This is a genomic window from Enterobacter sp. AC1 (assembly GCF_050434705.1).
In the GTDB taxonomy this organism is placed as follows: Bacteria; Pseudomonadota; Gammaproteobacteria; order Enterobacterales; family Enterobacteriaceae; genus Enterobacter; species Enterobacter cloacae_L.
On the sequence record NZ_JBNDIZ010000002.1, the window covers coordinates 393,933 to 408,748 of the forward strand.

Here is a 14,816-nt window from a genome sequence, read left to right on the forward strand (position 1 = left end):
AAAAAAGAAGGCGTTACTATAAGTCCCGATCAACTTTCCAGCAAATGCTGGAGCAGGATCCCGTTGAGCATGGCGCGTTTGACCAGCGCGAACGCGCCAATCGCCGAGCGATGGTCAAGCTTTGATCGAACCACCGGGAGGTTCTGGCGGAATGCTTTCAGCGCCTGGGTGTTAATACAGCCTTCAATGGCGGGCAGCAGCACCTTTTCTGCCTCCACAATTTCACCCGCGATCACCACTTTTTGCGGGTTAAACAGGTTAATGGCGATGGCGATGGTTTTCCCCAGATGGCGCCCCACCTGCTCGATCACTTCACAGGCCAGCGCGTCGCCCTTATTGGCGGCTTTGCAGATGGTGCCTATCTTGCAATCGTCGGGCGTGACGCGGCTTTGATAACCCTGCTCCAGCAGATGGCGAACGCGCTGCTCGATGGCCGTGTTGGCAGCAATGGTTTCAAGGCAACCGAAGTTGCCGCAGTGGCAGCGCTCACCGAGGGGTTCAACCTGAATGTGGCCAATCTCACCGACGTTACCGTTGCGACCGATAAAAATTCGGCCGTTAGAGATAATGCCTGCGCCCGTACCGCGGTGAACGCGCACCAGAATAGAGTCTTCGCAATCCTGGCTCGCACCAAAGTAGTGCTCAGCCAGCGCCAGTGAGCGAATGTCGTGGCCCACAAAGCAGGTCACTTTGAAACGTTTCTCCAGCGCGTCGACCAGCCCCCAGTTTTCAACCTGAATGTGCGGCATATAGCGGATCACGCCGCTTTCCGGATCGACCAGGCCGGGAAGAATGACGGAGATGGCGATGAGTTCGCGGATCTTGCGCTGACAGCTTTCAATAAACTGCGCGATGGTATTCAGCAGCGCATGCTCCAGCGTCTCCTGGGTGCGCTCCGGAAGGGGATAGTGCTCTTCCGCAATGGCTTTGCTGCTCAGATCGTAGAGCGTGAGCGTGGTGTCATGGCGACCCAGCCGGACGCCAATTGCCTGAAAATTGCGGGTTTCGGTAATAATGGAGATCGCGCGGCGGCCCCCGGTGGAAGCCTGCTGATCGACTTCTTTGATCAGACCGCGCTCAATGAGCTGGCGGGTAATTTTTGTCACGCTGGCGGGAGCAAGCTGGCTTTGTTCGGCTATTTGAATACGTGAGATTGGCCCGTGTTGGTCAATCAGACGATATACCGCCGCACTGTTAAGTTGTTTAACGAGATCGACATTACCAATTTGAGCTTGTCCGCCAGGTGTCATACTTTTACTTACTCAGTGACGACCTCGTTACCATTAACGATGGTCTTAATAATTTTATAATCGTGTGTGAATGCCGTCAGGTTTGCAACCATACCTGGTGCAATTCCGCCAAGCTGTTTATCCACGCCCATAGCGCGAGCTGGATAAAGGGTGGCCATACGCAGGACTTCATCAAGCGCAATCCCGCAATGCTCAACCAGGTTACGCACCCCTTCAATCATGGTCAAAGAGGAACCACTCAGCGTACCGTTTTCATCCACACACAGTCCATTGCGGTAGTATATTGTTTTACCGGCAAAAATGAACTGCTCAATATTTGCACCTGCCGGGGCGGTGGCATCCGTTACCAGACAGAGTTTGTCACCTTTCAGCCGCTTGGCATTGCGAATGTTGGTGTAATCGACGTGTAAACCGTCCGCGATAATGCCGCAGTAAACGTCTGGCTCATCCAGAATCGCGCCGACCAGACCCGGTTCACGTCCCGTGATGTACGGCATGGCGTTATAAAGGTGCGTCGCGAAGGTAATGCCCGCGCGGAAGCCGGCTTTGGCCTCTTTCAGCGTGGCGTTAGAGTGGCCCGCTGATACAACAATCCCGGCGGCGGCCAGTTTGCTGATGACGTCAGTGCCGGTCATTTCAGGCGCCAGCGTCACTTTGGTGATGACGTCGGCATTCGCGCACATGTAGTCAACCAGTTCCGCATCAGGTTTACGCACGTAATTCGGGTTATGCGTCCCTTTCTTGACCATATTCAGCCATGGCCCTTCAAGGTGCAGACCCAGCGCCTGATTCGGATATTTGGCCAGGTATTCGCGCATCACGCGGATACCCTGCTTCATGAGGTCATCACTGCTGGTAATGAGCGTTGGCAGATAGCTGGTGCAGCCTGATTTCTCGTTGGCTTTCTGCATGATCTCCAGCGTTTCGACCGTTACCGCATCGGCGGAGTCATTAAATTGCACACCGCCGCAGCCGTTCAGCTGTACGTCGATGAAACCGGGGGAGATTACTGCTCCATTGAGTGAGCGCTGTTCAATCTCCGGCGGCAGCTCTGCCAGCGGGCAAACACGTTCAATCAGGCCATTGGCGATAACAATCGCATGGTCATCCAGAATATCATGGCCGGTATAAATCCGACCGTGGGTTAAAGCGTACATAACGACCCCCGGTTAAAAAAAGCGGCCGCCTCTTGATGAAGAGGCGGTTATTCAATTACAGACCTTTGATGTTCTCAGCTTCTAACTCGTTGAAGTATTTCAGCGTTTTCACCTTCAGCTCCATCGTGGACGGCTCGTCGCAAACGATGACTGATTTAGGATGCAGCTGCAGGCAGCTGATGGTCCACATATGGTTCACGTTGCCTTCAACGGCAGCCTGCAGCGCCTGCGCTTTCACGCCGCCCAGGACCAAAATCATCACTTCTTCGGCATCCAGCAGGGTGCCTACGCCTACGGTCAGAGCGTATTTTGGAACCTGGTTAACGTCACCGTCAAAGAAGCGGGAGTTTGCCACGCGTGTGTCATGGGTCAGCGTTTTAATACGCGTACGGGAAGCGAGAGATGACGCCGGTTCGTTAAACGCGATATGACCGTCGTTGCCTACACCGCCCATGAACAGGTGGATTTTACCGTAGGAACGGATTTTTTCTTCATACTGACGGCATTCTGCGTCAATATCCGGCGCGTTTCCATTCAGCAGGTTAATATTTTCAGATGGAATATCAACGTGATCAAAGAAATTGCGGTGCATAAAGCTATGGTAGCTTTCCGGATGTTCTTTCGGTAAGCCGACGTATTCGTCCATGTTGAAGGTCACAACATGTTTGAAGCTAACCTGGCCTGCTTTGTGCATCTCTACCAGGGCTTTATACGCGGTCAGCGGAGTACCCCCCGTCGGGAGACCCAGTACGAAAGGACGATCGGCGGTCGGTTTGAACGCGTTAATGCGGTTAACGATATGGCGAGCGGCCCATTTGCCGACTTGTTCAGCAGTTGCCAGGGGAATCAGTCTCATTGTTCACCTCAAGAGTTAAAGTAGAAGAGTGGGCGGATGGCTATCGGAACCTGATGCTTAAGCGTAACCTGGAACCTTTCAGGCCGGATCAATCCGTCTTGATTTTTCGAATGATAAAATAAGTTTTCGTTGTTAGCCAGTGAAAGGGAGGGTAATAAACGATATTTGGTGACAAAAATCACAAAAAGTACGCGTTTAATTTGCGATACGAATTAATTTTTCACACACTCACAATGCCAGTGAATCATCAACTGTATATAGAGTTCGTGACACAATAAAAAACAGAGCTGAGAACATGCCTTAAACGGGGTCTCATAGGGGGAAGAAAGTGAGTATTCTAGGTTATTTACAAAAGGTTGGTCGCGCACTGATGGTGCCGGTCGCCACGCTGCCTGCCGCAGCCATCCTGATGGGTGTCGGCTACTGGATCGACCCCAACGGCTGGGGTAACACCAGCGCGCTGGCGGCGTTCTTTATCAAGTCAGGCTCCGCCATTATCGACAACATGTCCGTGTTGTTTGCAATTGGTGTGGCTTACGGTATGTCCAAAGACAAAGACGGTGCCGCTGCGCTGACCGGTTTTGTCGGTTTCCTGGTGTTAACCACTCTCTGCTCGCCTGCAGCGGTGGCCATGATCCAAAAAATTCCGGCGGACCAGGTTCCGGCGGCATTCGGTAAGATCAGCAACCAGTTTGTCGGTATCCTTGTGGGTATCATCTCTGCCGAACTGTACAACCGCTTCAGTAGCGTAGAGCTGCCAAAAGCGCTGTCGTTCTTCAGCGGTCGTCGCCTGGTGCCTATTCTGACCTCCTTTGTGATGATCTTTGTTGCGTTCATCCTGATGTACATCTGGCCGGTGATCTTCGACGGTCTGGTGAACTTCGGTGAACACATCCAGAAACTGGGCTCCGTCGGTGCGGGCGTGTACGCGTTCTTCAACCGTCTGCTGATCCCGGTTGGTCTGCACCACGCGCTGAACTCCGTGTTCTGGTTCGACGTTGCGGGTATTAACGATATCCCTAACTTCCTGGGTGGCGCACAGTCCATCGAAGCAGGTAAAGCGGTTGTCGGTATTACCGGTCGTTATCAGGCAGGCTTCTTCCCAATCATGATGTTTGGTCTTCCAGGCGCTGCGCTGGCTATCTACCACTGCGCGCGTCCAGAAAACAAAGCGAAAGTGCTGGGTATTATGATGGCGGGCGCGTTTGCGGCCTTCTTCACCGGTATCACCGAGCCGCTGGAATTCTCCTTCATGTTCGTGGCCCCTGTGCTGTACGTGATCCACGCTGTGCTGACCGGTATCTCCGTGTTTATCGCGGCAAGCATGCACTGGATTGCGGGCTTTGGCTTCAGTGCGGGTCTGGTGGATATGGTGCTTTCTTCCCGTAACCCGCTGGCAACCCACTGGTGGATGCTGATCCCACAAGGTCTGGTGTTCTTCGCCATCTACTACATGGTCTTCCGTTTCACTATCACCAAATTCAACCTGATGACCCCGGGTCGTGAACTGGCCGTGGCCGGTAGCGAAGCGGATGGTCAGGATGTGAACGTGAGCGGTGTTCAGGATCAGGACGTATCAGGCCTGGCGCGTCAGTACATTGCAGCTGTTGGCGGTTCTGACAACCTGACCGGCATTGATGCCTGTATCACCCGTCTGCGTCTGAACGTGAAAGATTCTTCTCTGGTAAACGAAGCGCTGGCAAAACGCCTGGGCGCGTCCGGTGTTATCCGCCTGAACAAAACCAGCGTGCAGATTATCGTCGGCTTCGTTGCGGAAAAAATTGCCAACGCAATGAAAACGACCGGCCCGGTTGCAGCCGCTGAAGCAAGCGCTGCGCCCGCTGCGGCCCCTGCTGCTGCAAAACCGCAGGCGGTACCTAACGCCAAAACGGTTGCCGCGCTGGTATCTCCCGTCACCGGTGAGGTCGTTGCGATTGAGCAGGTGCCTGATGAAGCGTTCGCCAGCAAAGCGGTCGGTGACGGTGTTGCGGTGAAACCAACGGACAAAACCGTTGTGTCTCCTGCTGCCGGTACCATCGTGAAAATCTTCAACACCAACCACGCGTTCTGCCTCGAAACCGAAAATGGCGCGGAGATCGTTGTCCACATGGGTATCGATACCGTTGCGCTGAACGGTCAGGGCTTTACTCGCCTGGTGGAAGAGGGCGCTGAAGTGGTGGCCGGTCAGCCGGTTCTGGAAATGGATCTGGACTTCCTGAACGCCAACGCGCGCTCCATGATAAGCCCGGTGGTTTGCAGCAACATCGACGACTTCAGTGGCCTGGTCATCCAGGCGAAAGGTCAGGTGGTTGCGGGTCAAACGCCGCTGTATGAGATTAAAGGCAAGTAATCGCTCCTGAGTAGAGTCATGCCTTAAGCGGCGGGGGATATCCTCCGCCGCTTTTTTTTGCAGCAAATGCCCCCATTATTTTCTTCAGAGCCGTTTTAAGGGTTGTCACTACGTCCGGCTTATAAGATCATATGCCGTTATACGTTGTTTACGCTTTGAGGAATCCACGATGAGTGAGGCAGAAGCCCGCCCGAGTAACTTTATTCGTCAGATCATCGATGAAGATCTGGCCAGTGGTAAGCACACCACAATTCATACCCGCTTCCCGCCGGAGCCAAATGGCTACCTGCATATCGGGCATGCAAAATCTATCTGCCTGAACTTTGGCATTGCCCAGGACTATCAGGGGCAGTGCAACCTACGTTTCGATGACACCAACCCAGTAAAAGAAGACATCGAATACGTTGAGTCCATTAAGAACGACGTGCAATGGCTGGGCTTCAACTGGTCTGGCGATATCTGCTACTCCTCTGACTATTTTGATCAGCTGTACGCCTATGCGGTAGAGCTTATCAACAAAGGTCTGGCGTACGTCGACGAGCTGTCTGCTGACGAGATCCGTGAATATCGCGGTACGCTGACCGCACCGGGCAAAAACAGCCCGTTCCGCGATCGCAGCGTGGAAGAGAACCTGGCGCTGTTTGAAAAAATGCGTGCCGGTGGCTTCGAAGAGGGCAAAGCCTGCCTGCGTGCCAAAATCGATATGGCGTCTCCGTTCATCGTGATGCGCGATCCGGTGCTGTACCGTATTAAATTTGCTGAACACCACCAGACCGGTAACAAGTGGTGCATCTACCCGATGTACGACTTCACCCACTGCATCAGCGATGCGCTGGAAGGCATCACCCACTCCCTGTGTACGCTGGAGTTCCAGGACAACCGCCGTCTGTATGACTGGGTACTGGATAACATCACCATTCCTGTGCATCCGCGTCAGTACGAGTTCTCTCGTCTGAATCTGGAATACACCGTGATGTCCAAGCGTAAGCTGAACCTGCTGGTGACCGACAAGCACGTTGAGGGCTGGGACGACCCGCGTATGCCGACCATCTCTGGTCTGCGTCGTCGTGGTTATACTGCCGCGTCTATTCGTGAGTTCTGCAAACGTATCGGCGTGACCAAGCAGGACAACACCATTGAAATGGCTTCTCTGGAATCCTGCATTCGCGAAGACCTCAACGAAAACGCACCGCGCGCGATGGCGGTCATCGATCCGGTGAAGCTGGTTATCGAGAACTATCCGCAGGGTGAAAGCGAGCTGGTCTCCATGCCTAACCATCCGAATAAGCCGGAAATGGGCAGCCGTGACGTGCCGTTCAGCGGTGAAATCTGGATCGACCGCGCTGACTTCCGCGAAGAAGCCAACAAGCAGTACAAGCGTCTGGTGTTGGGTAAAGAGGTGCGTCTGCGTAATGCCTACGTCATCAAGGCAGAGCGCGTAGAGAAAGACGCGGAAGGTAACATCACCACCATCTTCTGTTCATATGACGCTGAAACGCTGAGTAAAGATCCGGCGGACGGCCGCAAGGTGAAAGGCGTTATTCACTGGGTGAGCGCATCCCACGCGCTGCCGGTGGAAATTCGTCTGTACGATCGTCTGTTCAGCGTGCCAAACCCGGGTGCTGCTGAAGACTTCCTGGCGACCATCAACCCGGAATCTCTGGTGATCAAGCAGGGTTATGCGGAGCCTTCCCTGAAAGCCGCTGAAGCGGGTAAAGCGTTCCAGTTCGAGCGTGAAGGTTACTTCTGCCTGGACAGCCGTTACAGCACGGTGGAAAAACCGGTATTTAACCGTACCGTGGGTCTGCGTGATACCTGGACCAAAATCGGCGAATAATAACGCTGCATTGGTCAATGAGAGACAAACGCCGCTTATTGCGGCGTTTTTTTATTTAACGATCATATCGTTAAAGCAGGGGGGTAATAATATCGTGGAAAATATCAGGTCAATGTGGTGCTACTTATTTTTCTGAAAAAAGTTTGTTTTTTATCATCAATACGCAATTTGTAAAAAGTAACAGCAATTAACGATCTTACCCTCTGAAATTTAATGGCTTGCCCCGCCAAATCTCGCCCTCCGGTAAATGTTACAAAGCACTACCAATTATGTGCACTTCGTCATAATCCTGACTTTTGTCCGCTGAAAAGCATTGATAATTCGCGTCGCGAAAAATAACCTAAAGACGGTAGTTAATTCGAGGGTATTTATAACTACCCCTGACCATTTGGTCTTTTTTATTTTCGCCGTTTCAGGCGTTTTAATTCGTCAAAGAGGAATAATCTATGCGTACGTTCAGTGGCAAACGTAGTGCGCTGGCGCTGGCTATTGCCGGTGTGACAGCAATGTCGGGCCTGGTCGTTACACCAGAGGCGAAAGCCGCGGGTTTCATCGAAGATTCTACCCTCACGGGCGGTATTTATTACTGGCAGCGTGAACGTGACCGTAAAGACGTCACTGAAGACAAATACAAAACTAACCTTTCTCACTCCACCTGGAACGCCAACCTGGACTTCCAGTCGGGTTATGCCGCGGATATGTTCGGTCTGGATATTGCTGCGTTCACCGCAATCGAAATGGCGGAAAACGGCGACAGCGGCCACCCGAACGAAATTGCCTTCTCCTCCAGCAACAAAGCCTATAAAGAAGACTGGTCCGGGGATAAGAGCGGAATCAGCCTTTATAAGGCCGCAGCGAAATTTAAATACGGCCCGGTATGGGCGCGCGGTGGCTATATTCAGCCAACCGGCCAGACGCTGTTAGCGCCGCACTGGAGCTTTATGCCGGGTACCTATCAGGGGGCAGAAGCCGGGGCGAACTTTGACTACGGTGATGCGGGTGCGTTGAGCTTCTCTTATATGTGGACCAACGAGTATAAAGCACCATGGCACATCGAAATGGACAAGTTCTACCAGAACGATAAGAAAACCAAAGTAGATTATCTGCACTCGCTGGGTGCGAAATACGACTTCAAAAACGATCTGGTTCTCGAAGCCGCATTTGGCCAGGCGCAAGATTATGTCGATCAGTACTTTGCCAAGGCCAGCTATAAGTTTGATGTCGCGGGTAGCCCGCTGAGCACCAGCTACCAGTTCTACGGTACGCGCGACAAGGTCAGCAACGGTGGCGTCAATGATATTTATGACGGCACCGCGTGGTTACAGGCGCTGACCTTCGGCTACAAGGTCGGTCAGGTTGATTTGCGCCTGGAAGGCACATGGGTTAAGGCGGAAGGGCAGCAGGGGTACTTCCTGCAGCGTATGACCCCGACCTATGCATCGTCCAACGGCCGCCTGGATATCTGGTGGGATAACCGTTCCGACTTCAACGCCGACGGCGAGAAAGCGGTCTTCTTCGGCGCAATGTATGACCTCAAAAACTGGAATCTGCCTGGCTGGGCCGTGGGTGCCTCTTACGCTTACGCCTGGGATGCAAAACCTGCCGATATGGCAACACCGGATGCCTACTACGATCCAAACTATCGTCTGAAAGAGTCCTCCTACAGCCTGGATGCTATCTATACCCTGCAGGATGGTCGCGCGAAAGGCACGATGTTCAAACTGCACTTCACCCAGTATGACAACCACTCCGATATCCCGAGCTATGCGGGCGGTTACGGCAACATCTTCCAGGACGAACGTGACGTGAAATTCATGGTTATCGCACCGTTCACCATCTTCTGATGAATCGTCCGGCGGGTTAGCGCCCGCCGGACCGGAGACTGCACATGATAAAAAAAATCGTAATTGTCGCGCTGCTGGCGTCGGGGCTGGTGGCGTGTGCTCAGACTCAGGCCCCTCAAGAAGACTCCCGTCTCAAGGAGGCCTACAGCGCGTGCATCAATACCGCTGAAGGCTCGCCGGAGAAAATTCAGGCCTGCCAGAGCGTGTTGAATGTGCTGAAAAAAGAGAAAGCGCATGAACAGTTCGCAACGCAGGAAAATGTTCGCGTGATGGATTACCAGGCCTGTATCCAGGCGCGTAAAACCGGTAACGATCAGGAAGTGGCGAAGCGTTGCGACCAGATCTGGAAAGAGATCCGCAGCAGTAACAGTAATTAACCTGCTGTTATCATGCCCGGTGGCGCTAAGCTTACCGGGCTTTTTTATGCCTGAAAACAGGAAAAAAAAAAGCCAACCTTGCGGCTGGCTCAGAGTATGAATACTGATTATTTTGCGTCGTGCGCGTGGTCATCTTCGCGGCAGTCGCCTTCAGCGCAGTGACCGTAAAGGTACAGGCTGTGGTTGGTCAGGCGGATGCCATGACGCGCGGCGATTTCACGCTGACGTGATTCAATGGAATCATCGCTAAATTCAATGACCTTGCCGCAATCGAGGCAGATCAGGTGATCGTGGTGCTGCTGCTGGGTCAGTTCGAAAACAGATTTACCGCCTTCGAAATTATGACGGGTAACAATGCCCGCGTCGTCAAACTGGTTCAGCACGCGATAGACGGTAGCCAGCCCAATCTCTTCACCCATGTCGATAAGACGTTTGTAGAGGTCTTCCGCACTGACATGGTGATTGTCTGGACCCTGAAGCACTTCGAGGATTTTTAACCGAGGAAGCGTAACTTTCAGGCCAGCCTTCTTTAATGCGGTATTGTTGTCAGTCATGCGGAATCTGTCCTGTTGCTAAACGATTCACTTCTGTAGGAAGTGACAGAAAATGCACCCGGGATAATGCGTCTCATTATAGAACTGCCATGGCTAAATGAAAACTGCAAGTCTCAGGCAAAATATGCTTATAAAAACGTGGTATCACCAACAAACTTGTTCAAAGGAAAACCACGTTTATCAGGGAGACATTGTACAGGTCTGGACGAAAAAGTTAAAAGATTGTAGCGATTAATTTAATCGGTTTGACCTGGAGCACTGGCGCAGCCGCCGCTGCGCCGCGGAAGAAATCAGGCGTTAAGAATATCGTCCAGGTGCAGTTCCTCACGGATCTGCTTAACCCATTTCTCAACGCGCTCTGCCGTCAGCTCTGGCTGACGGTCTTCATCAATGGCCAGACCCACGAAATGATCGTCATCGGCCAGGCCTTTAGACGCTTCGAAGTGGTAACCGGCAGTTGGCCAGTGGCCAACGATCGCTGCGCCATTCGGCTCAATGATGTCGCGGATAGTCCCCAGCGCGTCACAGAAGTACTCGGCGTAGTCTTCCTGATCGCCGCAGCCAAACAGGGCGACCAGCTTTCCGTTGAAGTCGACTTCTTCCAGCGTCGGGAAGAAATCATCCCAGTCGCACTGGGCTTCACCGTAGTACCAGGTTGGAATACCCAACAGAAGAATGTCATAGCCTTCGAGATCTTCTTTGCTGCTCTTGGCGATGTCATGCACATCAGCAACGTCTTTACCGAGCTGTTTTTGAATGTTTTTTGCGATATTTTCGGTATTGCCGGTATCACTGCCAAAGAAAATGCCGATGATTGCCATGAGTAAAATAACCTCTTGAAACTTAATAGTATGGTGGCGCAATTTGGCCACGGATAAGGGCAATAATAGCAGAACTGGCAACCCTGCGGAAACAGCTATCGCGCAGGACTGCACTCTGTGCTACATGAAAAGGGCGATAAAGGGGATTTTCAGACTTATGCCTGGCTGCGTAACGTCTCAAGCTGGGCGATCAACATCTCTTCAATGAGCTCGCTGCGGCTGATATTCCGCGCGTCAGCCAGCTCGTTAAGCGCATCGACGGCGTCGGCGTTAAGCTTCAGTTCGACACGCTTAAGCCCACGATTTTTATCGCGTTTAAGCTGATTGCGTTTATTGATACGCAGCTGTTCATCGCGCGAGAGCGGATTCGTCTTGGGTCGTCCCGGTCGACGCTCATTCGCGAACAGATCTAGTGTCGTACGGTCCGTTTGTTCTTTGGCCATGATTCTGAGACTTCGGGGGAAACACGCCGCCCTGCTAATGCCCGGGCGATAAGCGCGCCATCATACATCACCAAAAACGGCACGCCAACGACTGGAAGCCCGCAGCCTTCCAGTCGCTCTCTTTTTAATCAATTTGCAGTATCAGCAAGATAGCGGCGAATGGCGCGCAACACGGCATCAGGTTTTTCAGCATGAACCCAGTGTCCGGCCCCGGCAATCACGTGGGCGCGCGCCTGCGGGAATTGTGCCAGCAAGGTGTCGCGGTACGCGTCGGTAACATAAGGAGAGTTACCGCCACGAATGAAGAGGGTAGGGTGTGGCCAGGCAGGTACCGTTTCCCAGCCCACGATATTATTGTACTGCGCCCAGAGCACCGGCACGTTAAAACGCCATTGTCCGTCAACAAACGACTTCAGCAGGAACTGCACGACGCCTTCTTCATCAAGATGGTCACGCATGACCGCAGCCGCCTGCTGGCGGGTCGCAGCGCCCGCTTCAGTGACCGCATTGATGGCAGCAAAAATCTCGTCGTGACGGCGGACGTCATAATCCACGGGCGCGACATCAATTACCACCAGGCCGTTAATACGTTCCGGCGCAAGCGCCGTCAGGGCCATTACCGCTTTGCCGCCCATTGAATGCCCGATGAGTGTTACCTTCTGCAGGCCGTTGGCGTCCAGCGTATCCAGCAGATCCTGTGCCATCGCGGCGTAGGTCATTTCGTCTGAACGCCCGGAAAGACCGTGATTGCGCATATCGACCTGTAAAATATCGTGGTCGGTAACCAGATCGCGCGCCAGCACGCCCAGGTTATCCAGGCTGCCAAAAAGCCCGTGAACCAGTACGATGGGAGAATTATTGTTCGGCGATTGTGCAGTTTGCGCTCGGGTATTCAATTTCATGGCAAAGTTCTTTTTTTACGTATGTCAGGTTAGGGTATCATGTTGACCATTCTGCCGCCCGGCTGCAAGGTTCCAGTTTAATCTGACTTTTGCTGCCAACCGGGTTTGACGCTATCCGCTGTTGGGATTTGACCCTATAATCCCAATGACTTGTATTCAGATAAGAAATCGCACTGGATTAAGATGAAAACAATCGAAGTTGATGACGAACTCTATCAGTATATTGCCAGCCAGACGCGGCATATCGGGGAGAGCGCGTCCGACATTTTACGGCGCATGCTTAAAATTTCCGCCGCTTCACAGCCTGCAACCCCAGTCACCAAAGATGTCGTGTCTCAGCCGAGCGTTGCTGCACAGGCTAAACCTGCCGTGACGCCGGCAAAAGATAAAGTGCGCGCGATGCGCGAGCTGCTGCTGTCCGATGAATATGCGGAGCAGAAAAAGGCGGTTAACCGCTTTATGCTGGTGCTGTCTACACTTTATTCACTGGATAACAAAGCGTTTGCTGAAGCGACCGAGTCGCTGCACGGTCGTACTCGCGTCTATTTCGCGGGTGACGAGCAGACGCTGCTGCAAAATGGCAACCAAACCAAACCAAAACATGTTCCTGGCACCCCGTACTGGGTGATCACCAATACCAATACGGGCCGCAAGTGCAGCATGATTGAACATATCATGCAGTCCATGCAGTTCCCGGCGGAATTGATTGAAAAGGTTTGCGGTACAATTTAACCCTTGCATCAGAAGGACCCGGTAATGGCAAATCACAGCCGTGCAGGCCAACCTGCACAACAAAGCGATTTGATTAACGTCGCTCAGCTGACCGCGCAGTATTACGTGCTGAAACCGGTCGTGGGCAACGCAGAACACGCAGTGAAGTTTGGTACATCTGGTCACCGCGGGAGCGCGGCGCGCCACAGCTTTAACGAACCGCACATTCTGGCCATTGCTCAGGCCATTGCGGAAGAGCGCGCTAAAAATGGCGTTACCGGTCCGTGCTACGTGGGGAAAGACACCCATGCGCTGTCTGAACCGGCGTTCATCTCTGTGGTGGAAGTGCTGGCTGCAAACGGCGTTGATGTGATTGTTCAGGAGAACAACGGTTTCACCCCAACCCCTGCGGTGTCTAACGCAATCCTGGTGCACAATAAAAAAGGTGGCGCGCTGGCAGACGGGATCGTTATCACGCCATCCCATAACCCACCGGAAGACGGCGGCATCAAATACAACCCACCTAACGGTGGCCCGGCAGACACCAACGTCACCAAAGTGGTGGAAGACCGTGCGAACGCCTTGCTGGCAGACGATCTGAAAGGCGTGAAGCGCATCTCCCTGGATGCCGCCATGGCGTCCGGACACGTTAAAGAGCAGGATCTGGTTCAGCCGTTCGTGGAAGGGCTGGCGGACATCGTTGATATGGCGGCGATTCAGAAAGCTGGCCTGAAGCTGGGTGTGGATCCGCTGGGCGGCTCCGGTATTGAATACTGGAAACGTATCGCCGAGCATTACAAGCTGGACCTGACCATCGTGAACGATCACGTCGATCAGACCTTCCGCTTTATGCACCTCGATAAAGACGGCGCGATCCGTATGGACTGCTCCTCAGAGTGTGCGATGGCGGGCCTGCTGGCGCTGCGCGACAAATTCGACCTGGCGTTTGCTAACGACCCGGATTATGACCGTCACGGTATCGTCACCCCTGCCGGGCTGATGAACCCGAACCACTATCTGGCCGTCGCGATTAACTACCTGTTCCAGCACCGTCCGCAGTGGGGCAAAGAGGTGGCCGTCGGTAAAACGCTGGTCTCTTCAGCCATGATCGACCGCGTGGTCGACGCGCTGGGTCGCAAGCTGGTGGAAGTGCCGGTTGGCTTTAAATGGTTTGTTGACGGTCTGCACGACGGCAGCTTCGGCTTCGGTGGTGAAGAGAGTGCCGGTGCGTCATTCCTGCGCTTCGACGGCACCCCGTGGTCAACCGATAAAGACGGCATCATCATGTGCCTGCTGGCGGCGGAGATCACCGCGGTCACCGGTAAAAACCCGCAGGAACATTACAATGACCTGGCGGCACGCTTTGGTGCGCCAAGCTATAACCGCATTCAGGCTGGCGCGACGTCAGCCCAGAAAGCGGCCCTGTCGAAACTCTCTCCGGAAATGGTCAGCGCAAGCACCCTGGCGGGTGACCCGATCACCGCGCGTCTGACGGCGGCACCGGGCAACGGCGCATCCATTGGTGGTCTGAAAGTGATGACCGACAACGGCTGGTTCGCCGCGCGTCCATCCGGTACGGAAGATGCGTATAAAATCTATTGCGAGAGCTTCCTCGGCGCTGAGCATCGCCAGCAGATTGAGAAAGAAGCGGTAGAGATTGTCAGCGAAGTGCTGAAAAACGCGTAAGTGGTGTTTGGTGCGGGCTGATGCCCTC

The 14,816-nt window shown here is 53.5% G+C and carries 13 protein-coding genes; 6 read left to right on the forward strand and 7 right to left on the reverse strand.

Annotated elements, in window-relative coordinates; all coding sequences use genetic code 11:
* Positions 1-29: 29 nt before the first annotated feature.
* The 3 genes from nagC to nagB are packed head-to-tail and all read right to left on the reverse strand — an operon-like array spanning position 30 to position 3,263.
* Positions 30-1,250, reverse strand: a complete 1,221-nt coding sequence (gene nagC / locus M2433_RS06780) for a DNA-binding transcriptional regulator NagC (protein ID WP_429053397.1) — start codon at positions 1,248-1,250, stop codon at positions 30-32.
* Positions 1,251-1,258: 8 nt separating this feature from the next.
* Positions 1,259-2,407, reverse strand: a complete 1,149-nt coding sequence (gene nagA / locus M2433_RS06785) for an N-acetylglucosamine-6-phosphate deacetylase (protein ID WP_063955515.1) — start codon at positions 2,405-2,407, stop codon at positions 1,259-1,261.
* Between the two features lie 55 nt (positions 2,408-2,462).
* Positions 2,463-3,263 (reverse strand): glucosamine-6-phosphate deaminase, encoded by an 801-nt coding sequence (gene nagB / locus M2433_RS06790; protein ID WP_047347090.1) that lies wholly within the window; start codon positions 3,261-3,263, stop codon positions 2,463-2,465.
* 328 nt (positions 3,264-3,591) lie between these two features.
* Between nagB and nagE the strand changes: the two genes are divergently transcribed.
* The 4 genes from nagE (at position 3,592) to chiQ (ending at position 9,671) form a co-directional block, all read left to right on the forward strand.
* Positions 3,592-5,613 carry an N-acetylglucosamine-specific PTS transporter subunit IIBC gene (gene nagE / locus M2433_RS06795; protein ID WP_429053396.1) on the forward strand — a complete coding sequence of 674 codons (2,022 nt, stop codon included), beginning with the start codon at positions 3,592-3,594 and terminating at the stop codon, positions 5,611-5,613.
* Between the two features lie 169 nt (positions 5,614-5,782).
* The gene (gene glnS, locus M2433_RS06800) at positions 5,783-7,450 is read left to right on the forward strand and encodes a glutamine--tRNA ligase (protein WP_429053395.1); all 1,668 of its coding nucleotides are present in this window, start codon (positions 5,783-5,785) and stop codon (positions 7,448-7,450) included.
* 446 nt (positions 7,451-7,896) lie between these two features.
* Positions 7,897-9,294, forward strand: coding sequence for a chitoporin ChiP (gene chiP, locus M2433_RS06805; protein WP_429053394.1), 1,398 nt, complete (start codon positions 7,897-7,899; stop codon positions 9,292-9,294).
* Between the two features lie 47 nt (positions 9,295-9,341).
* The gene (gene chiQ, locus M2433_RS06810; protein ID WP_429053810.1) at positions 9,342-9,671 is read left to right on the forward strand and encodes a ChiQ/YbfN family lipoprotein; all 330 of its coding nucleotides are present in this window, start codon (positions 9,342-9,344) and stop codon (positions 9,669-9,671) included.
* Between the two features lie 107 nt (positions 9,672-9,778).
* Here the strand turns inward: chiQ and fur are convergent, their stop codons facing one another.
* From fur to ybfF, 4 genes are all read right to left on the reverse strand, one after another.
* A complete protein-coding gene (fur, locus tag M2433_RS06815; RefSeq protein WP_023310771.1) occupies positions 9,779-10,225 on the reverse strand; it encodes a ferric iron uptake transcriptional regulator in 447 nt (148 codons plus the stop codon).
* 290 nt (positions 10,226-10,515) lie between these two features.
* A complete protein-coding gene (gene fldA, locus M2433_RS06820; RefSeq protein WP_429053393.1) occupies positions 10,516-11,046 on the reverse strand; it encodes a flavodoxin FldA in 531 nt (176 codons plus the stop codon).
* Positions 11,047-11,201: 155 nt separating this feature from the next.
* Positions 11,202-11,489 (reverse strand): LexA regulated protein, encoded by a 288-nt coding sequence (gene ybfE, locus M2433_RS06825; RefSeq protein WP_023334913.1) that lies wholly within the window; start codon positions 11,487-11,489, stop codon positions 11,202-11,204.
* Positions 11,490-11,617: 128 nt separating this feature from the next.
* Positions 11,618-12,391, reverse strand: coding sequence for an esterase (ybfF, locus tag M2433_RS06830; RefSeq protein WP_429053392.1), 774 nt, complete (start codon positions 12,389-12,391; stop codon positions 11,618-11,620).
* Between the two features lie 183 nt (positions 12,392-12,574).
* Here ybfF and seqA point away from each other — a divergent pair, with 183 nt between their 5' ends.
* Both seqA and pgm read left to right on the forward strand, forming a co-directional pair.
* Positions 12,575-13,123 carry a replication initiation negative regulator SeqA gene (seqA, locus tag M2433_RS06835; protein ID WP_063143166.1) on the forward strand — a complete coding sequence of 183 codons (549 nt, stop codon included), beginning with the start codon at positions 12,575-12,577 and terminating at the stop codon, positions 13,121-13,123.
* Between the two features lie 24 nt (positions 13,124-13,147).
* Positions 13,148-14,788: a phosphoglucomutase (alpha-D-glucose-1,6-bisphosphate-dependent) gene (gene pgm / locus M2433_RS06840; protein ID WP_429053391.1), complete on the forward strand. Its 1,641-nt coding sequence runs from the start codon at positions 13,148-13,150 to the stop codon at positions 14,786-14,788.
* Positions 14,789-14,816: the final 28 nt, after the last annotated feature.